Annotated in this window: 18 protein-coding genes; 13 read left to right on the top strand and 5 right to left on the bottom strand. The window is 36.0% G+C overall.

Features of this window, described 5'->3' with window-relative positions; translation table 11 throughout:
- Positions 1–8: 8 nt before the first annotated feature.
- Complete coding sequence (locus B5P40_RS13740) at positions 9–836, bottom strand: 5'-nucleotidase, lipoprotein e(P4) family (protein WP_002190803.1); 828 nt, start codon at positions 834–836, stop codon at positions 9–11.
- A 343-nt stretch (positions 837–1,179) separates the two neighbouring features.
- Here B5P40_RS13740 and B5P40_RS13735 point away from each other — a divergent pair, with 343 nt between their 5' ends.
- The 3 genes from B5P40_RS13735 to B5P40_RS13725 all read left to right on the top strand — a co-directional run bounded on the left by B5P40_RS13735 (position 1,180) and on the right by B5P40_RS13725 (position 3,842).
- On the top strand, positions 1,180–2,064 hold the full coding sequence (locus B5P40_RS13735) for an ABC transporter ATP-binding protein (RefSeq protein WP_002192446.1): 885 nt from the start codon (positions 1,180–1,182) through the stop codon (positions 2,062–2,064).
- Positions 2,065–2,066: 2 nt separating this feature from the next.
- Positions 2,067–3,293: an ABC transporter permease gene (locus tag B5P40_RS13730; protein WP_002015418.1), complete on the top strand. Its 1,227-nt coding sequence runs from the start codon at positions 2,067–2,069 to the stop codon at positions 3,291–3,293.
- Between the two features lie 117 nt (positions 3,294–3,410).
- A complete protein-coding gene (locus tag B5P40_RS13725) occupies positions 3,411–3,842 on the top strand; it encodes an Rrf2 family transcriptional regulator (protein WP_002088848.1) in 432 nt (143 codons plus the stop codon).
- A 61-nt stretch (positions 3,843–3,903) separates the two neighbouring features.
- On the opposite strand, the gene B5P40_RS13720 is transcribed toward B5P40_RS13725, so the two are convergent.
- Positions 3,904–4,569 (bottom strand): MIP/aquaporin family protein, encoded by a 666-nt coding sequence (locus tag B5P40_RS13720; RefSeq protein ID WP_002190800.1) that lies wholly within the window; start codon positions 4,567–4,569, stop codon positions 3,904–3,906.
- Positions 4,570–4,711: 142 nt separating this feature from the next.
- Positions 4,712–5,677 (bottom strand): DMT family transporter, encoded by a 966-nt coding sequence (locus B5P40_RS13715; protein ID WP_002190799.1) that lies wholly within the window; start codon positions 5,675–5,677, stop codon positions 4,712–4,714.
- Between the two features lie 101 nt (positions 5,678–5,778).
- Here B5P40_RS13715 and B5P40_RS13710 point away from each other — a divergent pair, with 101 nt between their 5' ends.
- On the top strand, positions 5,779–6,351 hold the full coding sequence (locus tag B5P40_RS13710; RefSeq protein WP_078176327.1) for a helix-turn-helix domain-containing protein: 573 nt from the start codon (positions 5,779–5,781) through the stop codon (positions 6,349–6,351).
- Between the two features lie 70 nt (positions 6,352–6,421).
- Here the strand turns inward: B5P40_RS13710 and B5P40_RS13705 are convergent, their stop codons facing one another.
- The gene (locus tag B5P40_RS13705; protein ID WP_002129290.1) at positions 6,422–6,607 is read right to left on the bottom strand and encodes a PspC domain-containing protein; all 186 of its coding nucleotides are present in this window, start codon (positions 6,605–6,607) and stop codon (positions 6,422–6,424) included.
- A 364-nt stretch (positions 6,608–6,971) separates the two neighbouring features.
- On the opposite strand from B5P40_RS13705, the gene B5P40_RS13700 reads away from it, so the two are divergent.
- The 5 genes from B5P40_RS13700 (at position 6,972) to B5P40_RS13680 (ending at position 11,584) form a co-directional block, all read left to right on the top strand.
- A complete protein-coding gene (locus B5P40_RS13700) occupies positions 6,972–8,213 on the top strand; it encodes an amidohydrolase family protein (protein WP_113709404.1) in 1,242 nt (413 codons plus the stop codon).
- 112 nt (positions 8,214–8,325) lie between these two features.
- A complete protein-coding gene (locus tag B5P40_RS13695) occupies positions 8,326–9,621 on the top strand; it encodes a purine/pyrimidine permease (protein ID WP_002192448.1) in 1,296 nt (431 codons plus the stop codon).
- A gap of 165 nt (positions 9,622–9,786) precedes the next feature.
- A complete protein-coding gene (gene gerE / locus B5P40_RS13690; protein ID WP_000659484.1) occupies positions 9,787–10,011 on the top strand; it encodes a spore germination transcription factor GerE in 225 nt (74 codons plus the stop codon).
- Positions 10,012–10,119: 108 nt separating this feature from the next.
- Complete coding sequence (locus tag B5P40_RS13685) at positions 10,120–10,782, top strand: type 1 glutamine amidotransferase domain-containing protein (protein ID WP_002192449.1); 663 nt, start codon at positions 10,120–10,122, stop codon at positions 10,780–10,782.
- 163 nt (positions 10,783–10,945) lie between these two features.
- A complete protein-coding gene (locus B5P40_RS13680) occupies positions 10,946–11,584 on the top strand; it encodes a TetR/AcrR family transcriptional regulator (RefSeq protein WP_002192450.1) in 639 nt (212 codons plus the stop codon).
- 50 nt (positions 11,585–11,634) lie between these two features.
- Here B5P40_RS13680 and B5P40_RS13675 read toward each other — a convergent pair whose 3' ends face one another.
- Positions 11,635–12,318 (bottom strand): type 1 glutamine amidotransferase domain-containing protein, encoded by a 684-nt coding sequence (locus B5P40_RS13675; RefSeq protein WP_002192452.1) that lies wholly within the window; start codon positions 12,316–12,318, stop codon positions 11,635–11,637.
- A 371-nt stretch (positions 12,319–12,689) separates the two neighbouring features.
- Between B5P40_RS13675 and B5P40_RS13670 the strand changes: the two genes are divergently transcribed.
- From B5P40_RS13670 to rph, 4 genes are all read left to right on the top strand, one after another.
- Entirely contained in the window at positions 12,690–14,015 is a 1,326-nt protein-coding gene (locus B5P40_RS13670; protein WP_113709325.1) for an MFS transporter, read from the top strand.
- A 360-nt stretch (positions 14,016–14,375) separates the two neighbouring features.
- Positions 14,376–15,188, top strand: coding sequence for a glutamate racemase (racE, locus tag B5P40_RS13665; RefSeq protein ID WP_002015338.1), 813 nt, complete (start codon positions 14,376–14,378; stop codon positions 15,186–15,188).
- A gap of 130 nt (positions 15,189–15,318) precedes the next feature.
- Positions 15,319–16,368 (top strand): GerMN domain-containing protein, encoded by a 1,050-nt coding sequence (locus tag B5P40_RS13660; RefSeq protein ID WP_002015339.1) that lies wholly within the window; start codon positions 15,319–15,321, stop codon positions 16,366–16,368.
- 131 nt (positions 16,369–16,499) lie between these two features.
- Positions 16,500–17,237, top strand: a complete 738-nt coding sequence (gene rph / locus B5P40_RS13655) for a ribonuclease PH (protein ID WP_002015340.1) — start codon at positions 16,500–16,502, stop codon at positions 17,235–17,237.
- Positions 17,238–17,239 lie beyond the last annotated feature (2 nt).

The raw sequence follows: 17,239 nt of genomic DNA, 5'->3' as shown, positions 1-17,239 counted from the left end.
CCTCTTTGTTATTTTGCATCAAATGATTTTAAATTGTCACGACGGATTTTGTCTTTTTCTGCATCTGATTTTTTGAAATTATAGTCATATAGAGCACCTTCCCAATCACCGTACATTGGATTAGGGAAAATGATGAATTTCTCACCAAATTGTGCTTTTGATTCTGCTACTGTTTCATTACGATCTTTCACAGATTTTCCATCAAAACCAGTGAAATCAGATAAGTTGTCACCGAAGAATAGGACGATGTCATGTGTTTGAGAAACAAGTTCACGACGCTTTTCTTTCCCTTTTTCTTTCGGGTCTTGTAGTAATATATGTTCTTTCGTCGCTTGAGGAGCACCTACGCGCTCAAGGTTTTTAATTGTTGCATCTAGTTGATTTGTTTTACGATTTGAGATGTAGTAAATATCTACACCTTTAGACTCTGTATATTTTAAGAAATCAATAGCGCCTGGAAGAGCTTCAGCTTCAGCCTTATTAATCCAATCGTCCCATTTATAAGGATAGCCTTTTCCTGTTTTTACGCTCATTGCTTGATGGGGACTGTTATCTAAAACAGTTTCATCTAGATCAAGTACGATAGCAGGTTTTTTTTCTGTCCCTTTTGCAAGAGCTGCATCAAGCTTTAATTGACCAATATTGTAGCCTTGGTAGTAAAGTGCTTTCGTTTCGCCAGCTGTTTGATACCATAAATCGGCCATCAATTGCTGGTCTGTTAATTGTACTTTCTCTTCTTTTGCCACTGTTTTCTCAGCTGTTCCTGAACATGCTACAAGCGATGTGGAAAGAACGGCCACAGATAATAAAGTGGTAATGCCCCTTTTCATCTTCATATGTATCCTCCTTGATGTTAGAAAATCATCTTATATTATATATTAAAATATAAAAATTTTTTTATGAACATTTGCATATTGTCTTTTATATATATAGTAGTATGTCCTATATTAGAAAGATGGGAAAAATAACAAAAAGTGATTTGACGTGTTTTATTGTCGAAATGACAATTATAATTGACAAATATATCTTTGTTATTTACAATTTTAACTAAATAAAACAAATAGTGGATGGGGGATCATGATACGTATAAAAGATTGAAATATAGTACTATATTTTATTTCGAACAATCATAGTCTTTAATAGAGAGTACGAATGATACTAAAGGGGAGGCTTTATACATTGAGTTTACAAATTCAAAACTTAACAAAAATATTCGGAGAATCTAAAGCGGTTAATGGTTTGCAAATCTCGTTACCGAAAGGTGAAGTGTTAGGGTTACTTGGCCGAAATGGTGCAGGGAAAACAACGACAATTAAAATGTTACTAGGTTTATTAACGCCAAATGAAGGTTCTATTACGTGGGATGGAAAATCATTTGGTGATAGCGGGGTAACAATTGGATATTTACCAGAAGAAAGAGGCTTATATACAAAAAGTAGAGTAATAGACCAGTTGCGATATTTTGGTAGATTAGAAGGAATGACGAAAAAAGAAGTAGATTTTGCAATTGATCACTGGTTAGAGCGCTTAGCAATCCCAGAATATAAATTCAAAACAGCAGGAGAACTTTCGAAAGGGAACCAGCAAAAAATTCAATTGATTGCTGCTCTTCTTCATGATCCAGAACTTCTTATTTTGGATGAACCATTTAGCGGACTTGATCCAGTTAATGCTGGAATGTTGGCTAGTATTATTGGAGAACAAGTACAGAGCGGAAAGACAATTATTTTATCTAGTCACCGTATGGAGCAAGTAGAGGCTTTTTGCCAACATGTATGTATTTTGAAAAAAGGTGAAGCAGTCGTAGAAGGACAATTAAGTGATATTAAGAAAGAATACGGTTTTCGTAATTTAACAATCGAAGATACAAAAGAGAATGAAAAAGGATTAGAAGCTATACATGTTTCATATGAAAAACAACAAGGCCTTCTTTATGTGAAAGTACAAGATGATGCAGAAGCTCTAAAGATTTTGCAACAATTGCAAGAACAAGGTGTTGGTTTACGACAATTTAAAATGTTAGAGCCGACGTTAAACGAAATCTTTGTAGAGAGGGCGAAATAAAGATGCGTAAATTTTCTCATGTATTTTCATTTTATTTTAAAGAAGCATTTTTATCTAAAAAATCATTAATTACGAGTGCGATTTTATTTTTAGTTGTGTTTGGGATTTTTGCATTTAATCATTTTACTTCAGGCGATGATAAAAATAAGGATAAAGATAAAATTGCAGTTGTAGTAGAGAGCTCCACATACAAAGTACAAAAAGAAGAGCTAAATAAGCTATTGCCATCAGCAAAAATAACGGTTGGTTCAAAGGATGATTTTGATAAACTGCATAAGCAAGTAGAAGAAGGCGATTTAGATGGTCTATTCCATGTGACGGAAAAGGATGGGACTCCAGCAGTTACATATATGTATAATGGATTTCCAAGCCAAGCAACTTCTGCGATTATGGCGGGTTATTTAAAACAACAATATACGAAGGTGACGATTGCAAAAAATAATGTTTCACCAGAAATTGCGCAGCAATTACAAGCAGAAATTCAAGTGAAGCAAGAAGCGATAAAAGATCGTACATCTTCTTTCGGAATTGCATATTTCTTTACATTTGCTTTGTATATGTTTATTGTAGCTTTCGGAAATACAATCGCAATGAATATTGCATCTGAAAAGGCGTCACGTGTAATGGAAGTAATGCTTCCGAAAGTAAAGCCTCTTACGATGATGTATGCGAAAATTTTGGCGGTTGTTTCAACGGCGTTATTACAACTTGTAATATTGGCGTGTGGTTACCTTATTCCTTATTTGTTAGGTTGGGTCGATTTAGAAAGTGCTTCATTACTTGGTGTTCCAATTGACTTTACAAAATTAGATGCAAAGGTTATAAGTATGTTTCTTGTTTATTTCATTACGGGGTATTTACTTTATGCGATGATGTACGCTGCGGCTGGAGCTGTTGTGTCTAAGACAGAGGATTTACAAGCTGTATCTTTCCCGATAATGATTTTGATCATGGCTGCATTCTTCATTAGTATTAAATCATTAAGTGATCCAAATAGTACTATTGTTGTTGTAAGTTCGTATGTTCCGTTTTTCACACCGATGGTCACCTTCTCGCGGATTGTAGCCGGTGAAGCAGGTATGCTAGAGATTACGATAACATTAGTAGTTTTATTGGCGACGATTGGTATATTAAATGCGATTACAAGCCGTATCTATGTAAACGGTGTAATGAATTACTCTGATAAAGTGAAGTTTAAAGATTTAGCGAAATTTATAAAGCGTCAATAATAGAGAAAAGCATGGTTTTCTAATGGAATCATGCTTTTTCTTTATGTATAAATTGAAAATAGTATATAATGATAAGAGTCGTCTTTTAATAGAATGAATAAAAAGGAGGGTGTGCAGATGGGAATTAGTAGTCGTTTTACAGTAGGTGTTCATATGTTAACGTTACTTGCAATAGATCGAAACTCTCGCTGTACCTCTGAATGGATTGCTGGTAGTGTGAATACAAATCCAGTTGTGATTCGTCGCATTACAGGAATGTTGAAGAGAGCAGGACTTGTTGATGTACAAGCTGGTAAAGGTGGTACGACACTTGCTCGTGATTTAGATGAAATTACATTACTTGATGTATATAAAGCTGTGGAAGTTGTAGAAGAAGGACATCTATTTTCTTTCCATGAAAATCCCAACATTGAATGTCCAGTAGGAGCTAATATTCAATCGGTATTAGAGATTATTTTAATACAATCGCAAGAAGCGATGGAAAACGTACTTGCAAATGTAACGGTGCAGCAATTAGTTACAAATTTAAAGTCGAAAATTAAAGAATAAAAAAAAGCGAGCTTCCTCATGATGAGGGCTCGCTTTTTTTTATTCGGAAATATTGAAAGTTCTATTTTTCCGTATTTAAAATAAACTTTCCTACAACAGCTGCTACGATACCACCAAAAATTGGGGCAACGATGAACACCCATAGTTGAGAAATTGCTTCTCCGCCAGCGAATAGAGCTGGTGCGATACTACGAGCTGGGTTAACAGATGTTCCAGTTAATGGAATACCTAATAAGTGAATTAATACTAATGTGAAACCAATTACTAGTCCAGCTAAAGAAGAACTTCCCTTTTTACCTGTTACAGCAACGATAACTAAAACAAATACGAAAGTTAAAATGAATTCAACTAAAAATGCTCCAGATAAACCAAGAGTCCCAAAACTATTTTGTCCTAAATTATCTAAAGGTGTTTTAGCAGATCGTAAAATTGTTACTAACGTTGCAGTTCCTAATAAACCACCTAAAATTTGAGCTAATAAATAATAGCTAAGTTCCATAGCGTTCATTCTTTTGTTGATGAACATAGCGATTGATACTGCTGGGTTAATATGACATCCAGAAATTGTTCCAATGCTATATGCCATAGCCACGATAGATAATCCGAAAGCCATAGCGATACCTAATGTTCCAATTCCTTCAATTCCGCCACCAATGACAGCTACTCCAGTTCCGAATAATACAAGTACAAATGTACCAATAAATTCAGCAATTGCTTTTTTTAACATAATTTACCTCCTATTAATGCACATGAAACGTATTATAACATAGGTTTTAGTATAAACAGCTAATGAAATACTATTCTGATAAGGCGAAATAGGGAGATAATAAAAATAGATATGGTTCTATGAAGAAGAACCATATCTATTTTTATGCTGATTTTTTTTGTTTAATGACTGGAACAGAACGGTTTAAAACACTATTTACGATCATTCCTAGCATGATAATAATCATCCCAATCAGTGACAGCCCGCTAGGGAATGAACCATTTAAGAAAATAATCTCACCAAGCACAGTGAAGACCATCGTTCCAGCTTGTGTTGCTTCAACAGCTCCAAGTAAAGCAAGATTGTCTTTTGCTAAGTCAGTAGCAAAGAAAAATGTCATCGTCGCAATAACTCCGGAACATAATGCTAACAAAAATCCTTGCATCATTTGACTTGATGATGGAATACCGGTAGTGGAAAATCCGTATATACCAAGTAGGATTGTAATAGGGAGACTTCCGATTGCCATTCCTAATACACGTTGGAATGTATCAAGACGCCCGCCAACAAGTTCCATCATTTTTCGGTTACCGAAGGGATATAAGAAAGCTGCTAAAACGACAGGTAAAAAACCAGAAATGAATTGAGTCATTGTAATATGACCGGCTTCAGTAGCTTGCATACAAAGTACACCAAGTAAAATAAATAAAGCGACGTATAAACTGCGTAGTGGAATTTTTCCACGTACAAGTTTTGTACCTGATTTTGTTTCTATTTTAATGAAGAATAATGGCGATAAAAGTAAACCTGCTAATATCGTAACTTGCCAAGTTCCAGCAACGAGCCAAGCTGGAGAAAAAACAGCTGCGAAACTTAATAAAGAATAGAAGCCGATGCCAGCGACCGAGCCCCACCCGATCCATACAAATGGATGTTTTTTTAATTCTGCCCATAAAGCTCCTAAGTTTTTGCGAAATAAAACGATAAGGAATAAAATAGGGAGAGCGAATAGAAAACGGAAGGAAGCAGTCCAAGCCCAGCTTGTTCCAGATACATTCATTGCTCTGTTAATAATAAAGGTTGCAGAAAAAAAGGCCGATGATAAAAGACCTAGTAATATTGCGCGCATGAAGTATGGCACTCCTTTCGGAATTGAGTATTTATGTATAGTATAATATACTTAAAGATAATAAAAGTAAACTATTTTATATTTTAAGGTGGTTTTTATATATGAAAGAAAATGAAGATATGCAAACGAAAGAAGTAATTCAGCAAGTAGGTCAGCTATTAAGACAAATTCGAAATGAACAAAAATTAAGTTTAGAAGAATTAGCCCAAAAAACAGGGGTTAGTAAATTAACATTAGGGAAAATTGAGAGAGGCGAAACGAATCCAACGTTAGCTGTCATTTGGAAAATAACGAAAGGGTTATCGATTCCTTTATCGAGATTAATGGTTGTTGGAGAACCTGTAGCTGTTGCGCGCTGCGGAGAAGGATTTGCAGTAGATGTAGGACAAGCATGGTATTTAGAAACGATGTTCCGTTACACGAAAGAAACAGGGATGGAAATGCACCGTGCTTGTTTAAGAGCGAATAGTATATATGAACCGGAAGCTCATCATGAAGGAGCAATTGAGCTGGTAACAGTAATGAAAGGGAAAGTTTCTATTCAAGTTGAGAATGACGTATATGTGCTAAATGAGTTTGACTCCATTCAGTTTGAAGCTAATAAGAAACATAGTTATAAAAATGAAGAGGATGAAGTAGCGGTATTACATTTAACGATGAAATATTCTTCATGAAAAAATCCCCTATAGAAAAATCTATAGGGGATTTTTTATACGCTATGCTCAAATATATGAAAGAATGTTATTAGTAAGAGCGTGGCATAAGTAATAAACAAATAAAATAAACTAAAAACCCCGTCCCAAAACATAAAATAGCAATGACCCAAAGTATGCGAATGAGAGTAGAGCTAATATCAAAATATTCTCCTAAACCACCGCATATACCAAATAACATTTTATCAGTTTCGGATTTATATAACCTCTTCGACATATTATGATCCTCTCCTTTTTATATCACCGCTGTTATGTATGAGTGATACAGTGTACTTTTATTCTATATGGAAATTTATCCCGCATTAACGGGCAGTAAAACTCCCACCTCAAAATTCGGCTGAAGCAAAGAAGTTAGGTGGGAGATCAACTGCCCGTAAACGCCCGATTGGTGAAGGCTAATAATCAGTGGGGGATGAACCCCCCCCACTGATTATAGTTTCACTTTATGAGAAGACCATTAGGTTATATTACATTTTTTTGTGAAAGGACAATACAGTGGATTAATTGTCTTAATTTTCAGTTGGTATTAAAATGAAAATGAGGGTGTGACGTATTTTCTAATATAAGGTGGGGAAATGGTAATGACATTATATTGGTTGACTAATGTAAAGCTTGAAACAGGTTATACATATGAAGAAGCGAAAATTTCACAAACGGAAACTGAGATATGCAGTCTTCTTATTGAAGATGGGCGAATTAAAAGAATTATATCGGGAATCGCCCAAGAGGAAGGAACGTTAACTTTTGATGCTAATCGTTTATTAGTTTTACCAGCTTTTGAAGAGATGCATATTCATATTGATAAAACATATTATAGTGGGCCTTGGAAAGCTTGTATGCCAGCAGAAAATATTTTTACACGTTTTAATGAAGAAAAAACGATTTTACCAAAGCAATTAGCAACTGCTCAAGACAGGGCGGAAAATATGCTAGAGTTATTGCTTCGAAATGGCGCAACAAATATTAGAACGCATTGTAATGTGGATCCGGTTATTGGACTTCGTAATTTAGAGGCAACGTTAGCGGCTTTAGGAACATATAAAGATCGGTTGTCTGGTAGAATAGTTGCATTTCCGCAACATGGATTATTGCGAAGTAAGTCTATGCAACTTGTGAAAGATGCGATGCGTATGGGCGCACAATTAGTTGGCGGAGTGGACCCAGCTACAGTAGATAATGATATTGAAAAATCATTACATACGATTATGGACATTGCGGTAGAATTTAATGCGGATGTTGATATTCATTTGCACGATGCGAATAATCTTGGAACGTTTACAATGAAGAGATTAGCAAGTCTAACGGAAGAAGCAGGATGGCAAGGTCGTGTAACAATTAGTCATGCGCTTGGACTTGGTGGTGTTACTGATAAAGAAGCTGAAGAAGTGGCAGAAAGACTAGCAGCATTAAAGATTGATATCACTTCAACCGTTCCAATCGGTAAACAAGTAATCCCAATTCCATTATTAGATCGAAAAGGAGTTAAAGTTTCATTAGGAAATGATAGTATTACAGATCATTGGTCTCCGTTTGGCACAGGTGATATGCTTCAAAAGGCAAATCGATTGGCAGAACGATTTGGTTGGAGTGATGAAAGGTCTTTAGGGAAAGCTCTTCGTTTTATTACTGGAGGGAAAGAAACGTTAAATAATGAAGGGAAACGAGTGTGGCCGAATGTAGGGGATGAGGCAAGTTTTGTTTTAACGAATGCAACATGCGCCGCGGAAGCAGTGGCTCGTCAAACAGAGAAGCGTGTAGTTATGTATAAAGGGAATGTTGTTATAGGGGATTTAAATCAAGTGAAATCTGATAATCTTGTATAGAGGGATCGTTTAGATGTTTTGAGAAGGGTTCTAATTGTGAAAATAGAACCCTTCTTTGTTATTTAGTAGAAACACGGAAGTACTATACTTCCTTATAAGGAAGCAAGAAGGGATGAAAAGTTTGGACAATCAACATAATCAAAATCATATTATGGGAACTTTGCAATGGTTTATTTTTTTATTAGCAAACTCAATCGCGCTACCAATTGTCGTTGGCGGATTATTTCATCTTACGACGGAAGAAGTATTTTATTTAATGCAGCGTACGTTTTTCGTAGTTGGTATATCTTCTTTTTTACAAGGATGGCTTGGACATAAGCTTCCGATTGCGGATGGACCAGCTGGATCTTGGGTTGGTGTATTTACCGTGCTTGCTTATGCAACTGTAGGGCAGGATCAATTACATAGTACATTGCAAATTTTAGAATTAGGAATGATGGTTGCGGGAGTTGTTTTAATAGGGCTAGGAGTAACGGGAGTTATCGGGCGTATTTTATTTTTATTTACGCCGCTCGTGACAGGGACGTTCTTACTTTTATTATGTTTACAATTAAGTGGTGTATTTTTAAAAGGAATGCTAGGAATTACAGCTACTGTTTCTCAAATTGATGGATTTACAGCATTAATTGCTTTTGGTATATTTTTATTCGTAGTCATACTCTCCAACTTCGGAAAAGGGTTTGTTAAAAGTTATGCGGTTTTAATGGGGTTAATTAGTGGCTGGATTATTTTTCTCATTGCAGGAAAAGTGACGATCCCATCTCAAGTAACTCATTTTGTGCAACTTCCACATATATTCGCGTGGGGAATTCCAAAATGGAATACAGGTATGGCTGTATCAAGTTTCGTTATGGTATGTATTTTAGTTTCAAATACAGTGGCAGCTATTATAGCAATCAATCAAGCTACGATTCATAAAGCGACTATTGAACAAAAACAGTTGAGAAATGGTACGTGGGTCGGAGGGATTTCGCATATGATTTCCTCTTTGTTTTCAACTGTAGGTGTCGTTCCACTACCAGCAACGGCAGGTTTCATACGTTTAACAAATCAAAAGTACATGCGTTCATTCTTATTTGCATGTGTACTATTAGTCGGTATGTCGCTGTTTCCAAGTATTATCCGCTACTTAGCCTCTCTGCCATCCGCGGTCGCATCTGCGGTTTTAATGGCTTCGTTCGTGCAGCTTATTGGAATTGGATTTCATAATATAAAACAAGTACCACTTAGCGAAAGGAATGTAACGATTTTAGGAGTTGCTATATTATTTGGAAGTGGTGTTATGTTTTTACCGTCTGGAGCACTCCAATCCTTGCCGTCTGTGATGCAATATATATTCGGAAATGGTTTGTTCGTAGGTACAGTTGTCAGCATATTACTAGAACAAATATGGCGTACTGAAAAGTAAGTGGATAAAAAGAGTGTACGCACTGTATAAAAGTCTAAAATAACATAAGAAATAAAGCCCATTTTCATTCACCACCTGCACATTTCGTTCATACAATATCTTGACTAAATAAACACCCAACTTACACATATACAGCTCTGGCTTAAGCAAGGAGGGTTATACCAGTTGAAGGAAAAAGCGTATCAATCTAAACCGTTACTCACAAAGAGAGAAAGAGAAGTATTTGAATTACTGGTTCAAGATAAAACGACGAAGGAAATTGCAGGTGAACTGTTTATAAGTGAAAAAACAGTACGTAATCACATCTCAAACGCAATGCAAAAGCTAGGGGTTAAAGGACGTTCACAAGCAGTTGTTGAGCTTCTTCGTATGGGAGAGCTAGAACTATAAGAAAGCAGCCGACTTTTATACAAAAGGTCGGCTATTTTTCTGTTTGTTTCATGCTACATATGAATGATAAGGATGCTTCATACATAAATAGGTAGTAAGGGAGGGGATATGTTGAAAAGGGTATTATTAGTTTCAACAAGCGCTCATGATTTGAATGGACACCCGACTGGTTTGTGGCTGGAAGAGCTCGCAGCTCCTTATCATTTATTTAAAAAAGCTAAGTTCGATGTTGATATTGTGTCGATAAAAGGCGGGAGAGTACCAATTGATAGAGTGTCTATTCCGAATGGCATACCTCGTGAATTTAAGCATGTCGCTTCTTTATTGCAAAATACGAAGCCGATTTCGAAGGTTCGTTTTTCAGATTATGATGCAGTTTTATTTGGTGGTGGGCACGGGGCTATTGTAGATTTTCCTGGTAATCCATATGTAGCGAATTTGATTGTGAGTATGTATAACAATAACCGGATCGTAGCGGCTGTTTGTCACGGGGTAAGTTCTTTAGTTGGTGTGAAAAATAAAGATGGCTCGTTTTTTGTTGCCGGTAAGCGTATAACAGGTTATACAAACGATGAAGAAAAAGCTGTACATTTAGAAAATCGAGTTCCGTTTTTGCTAGAAAGTAAGTTGAAAGAAGAAGGGGCATTATTTTATGTAGCACCTAATTTCACGCCGCATGTTGTAGTAGATGGGCGTTTGATTACAGGGCAGAATCCGCAGTCTAGTGTGGGAATAGGTAAGGCTATAAAAAGAGTTGTAAATAAATTATAGAAAAGGTGCCCGCTACTAACAAAGGTAGCGGGTACTTTTTATGTATAGCGTAGATTGAAATTGTAATAAACTAAAAAGACGTAATGAGTATAATAACTTCATTTATAAACATTCATGAATTTGCTATACTATTTTGTATGAACAAAAGGGGAGGCTCTTTTAAATGAGAAAAGTAGCGTGTGCAAATACTTATATTAATAAAATAAAGCCCGTTATTCGAAAGACGAGTTTTAGCCAATTAAAAATAGATGAAATTGCGAAATATATGGATATTAGTAAAGCTACTTTATATAAACGTTTTTCTTCGAAAGATGAGATTATTGAGGCAGTAGTAGAGGATTTTATAAACTATCTTCTTGAAGGAGATGCGGATAATCAAGATGAAAGTATGTCGTTTGCAGAACGTTTCCAAAAGACGTTTATCCATTCTTTAAAATGTGTGACGTATATTTCGGATGTCTTTTTACAAGATTTGAAAGAAGCGTATCCGCATTTGTCGGATCAATTAGTCGCTGCACAACAAAATCGCAATCGTAATTTGCAAATGTTTTTTGAGTCGGGTATGGAACAAGGTTACTTTAATAAAATGAATGCGCAACTATTTATGGTGCAAGATGATGTGATGTTAAGACGCATTATAGATCATACTTTTTGCATTCAGTACGATATTACGTTAAAGCAAGCGATACTTGATTTCTACAATTTGAAGAAATACCAACTGTTTAAACCGGAATTTTTAGATGTAGTTGATGATTCTGAAATTGAAAAAGAAATTATAGCTAATTTACAAATGATTTCGTAAAAAAAAGCAGATTTCCCTTACTAGAGGGAAATCTGCTTTTTTAGTACATATTATTTTTGCAACTGTTTTAATACTAATTCAGCCACTGGACCACCTGAAGCAGGGTTTTGACCAGTAATTACACGATTATCTTCTACAGCGTAAGCTTCCCAAGGTTGCGCAGCTTTTTCGTAAAGTCCCCCATATTTAACGAGTTCATCTTCTGTTAAAAATGGAACGAATTGATCTAATTCAGCTAGTTTCTCTTCTTCATTTGAGAATCCTGTTACTTTTTTATCGTTAATTAAACGATCCCCGTTACTTAATGTGATATGGAATAAACCAGCAGCTCCGTGACAAACAGAGGAAACAATTCCGCCATTTTCATAAATGTTGCGGCTAATAGTTTGAAGTTCTTTGTTTTCTGGGAAGTCCCAAATAACTCCGTGACCACCCGCGTAATAAATAACAGCGTAGTCTTCTTGATTCACTTCACTCGGTTTCATTGTAGAACCGAGACGATTCATAAATTCTTTCTTTTGATACCATTCCCAATCAATGCTCTCCGCCATCGCTAAACTATGCGGATCAATCGGTGTATAGCCGCCTTGTGGACTGACATAATCTACTTCGTAACCAGCTTCTTCTACTTTTTTAACGAAATGGACAGCTTCACCAAGCCAAAGCCCGGTAGCTCTATTTAAATTTGGGTATTTTTCTACGCTCGTTAATACAACTAACATTTTTTTCTTCATCATAATCCTCCTGTAATGTTTCTTCTATATAAAAAGTTTTTTATTTACTTGATTTTATTAAGTTAGAAATTGCAAATTTGAATAACCGTGTCAGTTCCCCTTATACCGGATTCGAAATTAGTGTATAACAATTTTTGGATAAAGTAAACTAAAAACACTAAATTAGTTTACTTTGTATATTTTCCGTTGACAAACTGTAATGCTGAAACTATGATAGTTCCATGAATATCGAACAACATAATGTTACGTTTCGAATTCAATTTGTCGCGCGATAAATTTATACATTTAATGAAGTTGTTTAGTAGTGATAGAGGAGCTAAAACAACTTTATTTTTCATTTACAGTTACTACAATCAGAAGAGGTGTTACGCATGGGAAAAGATATAAGTAACCATTCAAAATGGTTTGTTTTCACATTATGTTTTATCGTTTTATTAGGACCGATGAATGCGGTGTTATTTAATGTAGCGTTAGAGGATATTGCCAATGATTTATCTATTAGTCAATCGAAAGTAAGTTGGGTTGTAGTAGGTTATTCCTTAGTTGTCGGTATTGGTTCGATGATATATGGGAAGTTGGCGGATCGTTATAGCGTAAAAAAACTATTGATTATTTCAATTATCATATTTGTAGCGGGTTCTATTATTGGATTTATGAATCAATCTTATGCGATTACCATTCTTGCAAGATTAGTGCAGGCGAGTGGGGGCGCGGCGTTTATTGCGCTTAGTATGATTGCAGTGGCAAAATTAGTTGCTCCTGCTAAGAAGCCTGGTGCATTAGCGATGATTAGTTCTTCTATTGCATTAGCAATAGGCATTGGTCCTTTAGTTGGCGGGGCTATTACAAATACATTAGGGTGGCCATATTTATTTTTATTTATGGTTATTTCAGTAGTTGGGATTTTCTTGCTTATAAAATTTATGCCAGAAGAAGCGCAGCATACGGATGAAGCGTTTCATTTTGATTACATTGGAGCGGTGTTATTATTTGCATTCATTACGACTGTTTTATTAGGTGTCAATATTAATAGTTGGCTATTTGTGTTATCGGTAGCTTTCTTATTTTTATTCACGGTTCGTATGAAGAACGCGGAGCATCCCTTTATTGATATTGAGTTATTTTCGAACAAGCCATTTCTTCGTTTAATAGCGGTCGGGTTTATAATTAATGTGGCGTTATGTGCTAGTCTATTATTATTGCCATCACTGCTAGGAAGAGTGCACGGATTGTCGCCATTCGTTATCGGAATTGCATTGTTTGTTGCATCACTCTTTGGTATTGTATCTAGTTTTATTACGGGAAAGATTGTCCCTTCGTTTGGAAATGTGAATATGATTTATGTAGCGTCTGTAGTTATGATCGTTGGCTTTTTAATTTTAGGGCTTATTCCGAACGGGAACTTAATCATTATTTTAGTGGCGGTTATTTTAACATTTATGAGTTATTCAGCTATTCAAGTATCATTAAACACATTTATACCGAAAACATTACATCCAGCTAAAGTTGGAGTCGGTCTTGGTTTATATAATTTAATTAACTTTTTCGGTATGGCATTTGGGCCAGCTGTAACGAGCAAGGTTATGGAATCTACAAATAGTTATCGTTTGAATTTTATTTTAATCATCATTTTAATTTCTGCTCATTTCTTCTTATTAATAGGAATGTCTTCTTTCCAAAAAAAGATGGAGCAATAAAATGAAACTTTAATTAGTGGGGGGCATCCCCCGCTAATTATTAGCCCCCACCAATCGGGCTTTTACGGGCAGCACGATCCCCTATATAACTTCTTTGCTTTCGCTGAATTTTGAGGTGGGGGTCTTACTGTCCGGCAAAGAGTGGGGTAAATGCGTATTTTATATAGAAGAAACCGACTTTCATATAGAAGGTCGGTTATTTTTCTGTCTTGCAAATTATGAAAAAAAGGAGCAAAATAAAAAAGGTCCTGATCTATATAGGTACAAATGAAAATTTTTATACAGGGGCACTTTAAGTTAGCGAACTTAAAGTGTGTAAAATATACTGATAAACATAAAAGATGATGAATGAGAAAACGGGTGATTAAGTTGAATAGAGCGATCGGTGTTATTGATTCAGGAGTGGGCGGTTTAACAGTAGCGAAGGAATTAATTCGTCAGTTGCCGAAAGAGCGTATTATATATTTAGGGGATACAGCACGTTGCCCTTATGGTCCGCGTTCTCGTGAAGAAGTGCGTCAATTTACGTGGGAAATGACGGAGCATTTATTAGATTTAAATATCAAAATGTTAGTTATTGCGTGTAATACAGCAACTGCGGTTGTATTAGAAGAAATGCAGAAACAATTACCAATTCCAGTAGTTGGAGTTATTCATCCAGGATCACGTACAGCTTTAAAAGTGACAAATACGTATCATGTTGGGATTATTGGAACGATTGGAACAGTAAAAAGTGGCGCCTATGAAGAGGCGTTAAAGTCTATTAATAACCGTGTTATGGTAGAAAGTTTAGCTTGCCCACCTTTCGTTGAGCTTGTAGAGAGTGGGAATTTCGAAAGTGAAATGGCGTATGAAGTTGTAAGAGAAACATTGCAACCGTTGAAAAGTACTGACATTGATACGCTTATTCTAGGATGTACGCATTATCCGATTTTAGGTCCTGTTATTAAAAAGGTAATGGGGGATCAAGTACAATTAATTAGTTCGGGTGATGAAACAGCGCGTGAGGTAAGCACGATTTTATACCATAGTAAGATGTTAAATGAGGGAGAAGAACAAAGTGACCACCTCTTCTTAACGACTGGTAAAATAGGTCTGTTCAAAGAAATTGCATCAAAGTGGTTCGGTCAGCCGATTGAAAATGTGAAGCATATCAATTTAGAAACAGAATAATAGTAGATTCATATAAGAGAACTCCTGAGAAATCAGGGGTTTTTTCTGTATAAGTAGCCATAGCTTGTTCTAAAATATGAAACAGCTCGTATACATAATAGTACAAACTTAGATTTTAGGGGGGAATGGCATGCCTAAATCCACTTTTAAATGGGTTGTTGGTGCTACTGTGAGTGCGATTTTATTATCAGGGTGTGGCTTGTTAAATCAAGAGAAAGCGACAGAACAAATTGATCCGCCAAAAAAAGTTACGTATACAGAAGGTGAAAAGAAAGAAACTGCTAAAAAAGATAAACAAGGGCAAACAGTAAATAGAGAGTTATACCTCGTTGATAAAAATGGATATGTCGTACCGCAAACTATTGCAATGCCTACTCCGAAAGCGAATGAAGTTGTACAGCAAACGTTAGAGTATCTTGTGAAAGATGGACCAGTCACAAATTTATTACCAAATGGATTTCGAGCAGTCCTTCCAGCGAATACGACGATGACCTTGAATTTGAAAAAAGGCGGGACAGCAGTAATTGATTTCTCTAAAGAAATGAAAAATTATTCAAAAGAAGAAGAACGTCAAATTGTTGAATCAGTAGCGTGGACTTTGACTCAATTTACAGAAATAAAACAAGTGCAGTTCCAAATAAATGGTGAAAAGTTAGCGAAGATGCCTGTTGCGGGTACACCGCTTGGTGAAGGTGTAAGTCGTGCGAATGGAATTAACTTTGATGATGAACAAGTAGCAGATGTGACGCATACAAAACCGGTTACACTTTACTTTATGGCACAAAATAATAATAAGCAGCAATATTACGTACCGGTAACAAGGCGCGTTGCAGAAGGAAAAGAAAATGATTACTCGGCAATTGTGGATGAGCTTGTAAAAGGCCCGATTCAAGGATCGCTACTAAATGATTTTAATCCAGGAGCTAAGCTTATTACGAATCCAAAAGTGGAGAACGGAAATATTACATTAAACTTTAATGAAAATATATTTGTGAACCCAGACAAAAATATGATTTCAAATTATGTGTTGAAATCGTTAGTCTTATCTTTAACGGAAAAACAAGGTGTGAAAAATGTTTCTATTGAAGTGAATGGGAAAGCAAATCTTATGGATGAGAAAGGTGAAAAGTTAATAAAACCTGTTGATCGTCCACAAAACGTGAATACAGGTAGTTTTTAATCGTGAATAATTTGATATACTTATGTAAGAAAGGGGAATTGCTTTTTGAGTTCCCCTTCTTTTATTGTTATACATAGCGTACATTTAAATTTGGCTATACTAATGAGAGTATTTATGAGGGGGTTATTTTTATGCGAGTAGATGGTAGAGGAAAAGCAGAGCTACGCCATATACATATTCATACAAATTATTTAAAACATCCAGAGGGATCAGTACTAATTGAAGTTGGGGATACAAAGGTAATTTGTTCAGCGACAATTGAAGAGCGTGTACCGCCGTTTATGCGCGGAGAAGGAAAAGGCTGGGTAACAGCAGAATACTCAATGATTCCACGTGCGACAGAGCAACGTACAATCAGAGAGTCAAGTAAAGGGAAAGTAACAGGGCGCACAATGGAAATCCAGCGTTTAATTGGACGAGCATTACGTGCGGTTGTTGATTTAGAAGCGCTTGGCGAAAGAACAGTTTGGATTGACTGTGATGTAATTCAAGCGGATGGCGGAACGAGAACAGCTTCTATTACAGGTGCTTATGTAGCGATGGTATTAGCTTTTGAAAAATTATTGCAAGCAGAAAAAGTATCTAAAATTCCGGTGAAAGATTATTTAGCGGCAACGTCAGTAGGTGTTGTTGAAGAACAAGGTGTTGTTTTAGATTTAAATTATGCTGAAGATTCTAAAGCAGACGTTGATATGAACGTTATTATGACTGGAAAAGGTCAGTTTGTTGAAGTGCAAGGAACTGGAGAAGAAGCGACGTTTAGCAGAGCTGAATTAAATGAATTACTTGATGCTGCTGAACAAGGGATTTTCCAACTTGTTGAAAAGCAAAAAGAAGCGTTAGGTGACATCGTATCTCATATAGAGTAGAG

The organism is Bacillus sp. SRB_8 (genome assembly GCF_003264205.1).
Taxonomy (GTDB): domain Bacteria; phylum Bacillota; class Bacilli; order Bacillales; family Bacillaceae_G; genus Bacillus_A; species Bacillus_A mycoides.
Note: the sequence above shows the minus strand (reverse complement) of the source record. Positions and strands in the feature narration are given on the sequence as shown.

Excerpts from the sequence above, each read along its gene's own strand:
- B5P40_RS13740 (WP_002190803.1), bottom strand. The coding sequence starts at position 836 with ATGAAGATGAAAAGGGGCATTACCACTTTATTATCTGTGGCCGTTCTT.
- B5P40_RS13730 (WP_002015418.1), top strand. The coding sequence starts at position 2,067 with ATGCGTAAATTTTCTCATGTATTTTCATTTTATTTTAAAGAAGCATTT.
- B5P40_RS13725 (WP_002088848.1), top strand. The coding sequence starts at position 3,411 with ATGGGAATTAGTAGTCGTTTTACAGTAGGTGTTCATATGTTAACGTTA.
- B5P40_RS13720 (WP_002190800.1), bottom strand. The coding sequence starts at position 4,569 with ATGTTAAAAAAAGCAATTGCTGAATTTATTGGTACATTTGTACTTGTA.
- B5P40_RS13715 (WP_002190799.1), bottom strand. The coding sequence starts at position 5,677 with ATGCGCGCAATATTACTAGGTCTTTTATCATCGGCCTTTTTTTCTGCA.
- B5P40_RS13710 (WP_078176327.1), top strand. The coding sequence starts at position 5,779 with ATGAAAGAAAATGAAGATATGCAAACGAAAGAAGTAATTCAGCAAGTA.
- B5P40_RS13705 (WP_002129290.1), bottom strand. The coding sequence starts at position 6,607 with ATGTCGAAGAGGTTATATAAATCCGAAACTGATAAAATGTTATTTGGT.
- B5P40_RS13700 (WP_113709404.1), top strand. The coding sequence starts at position 6,972 with ATGACATTATATTGGTTGACTAATGTAAAGCTTGAAACAGGTTATACA.
- B5P40_RS13695 (WP_002192448.1), top strand. The coding sequence starts at position 8,326 with ATGAAAAGTTTGGACAATCAACATAATCAAAATCATATTATGGGAACT.
- B5P40_RS13685 (WP_002192449.1), top strand. The coding sequence starts at position 10,120 with ATGTTGAAAAGGGTATTATTAGTTTCAACAAGCGCTCATGATTTGAAT.
- B5P40_RS13680 (WP_002192450.1), top strand. The coding sequence starts at position 10,946 with ATGAGAAAAGTAGCGTGTGCAAATACTTATATTAATAAAATAAAGCCC.
- B5P40_RS13675 (WP_002192452.1), bottom strand. The coding sequence starts at position 12,318 with ATGAAGAAAAAAATGTTAGTTGTATTAACGAGCGTAGAAAAATACCCA.
- B5P40_RS13670 (WP_113709325.1), top strand. The coding sequence starts at position 12,690 with ATGGGAAAAGATATAAGTAACCATTCAAAATGGTTTGTTTTCACATTA.
- B5P40_RS13660 (WP_002015339.1), top strand. The coding sequence starts at position 15,319 with ATGCCTAAATCCACTTTTAAATGGGTTGTTGGTGCTACTGTGAGTGCG.
- rph (WP_002015340.1), top strand. The coding sequence starts at position 16,500 with ATGCGAGTAGATGGTAGAGGAAAAGCAGAGCTACGCCATATACATATT.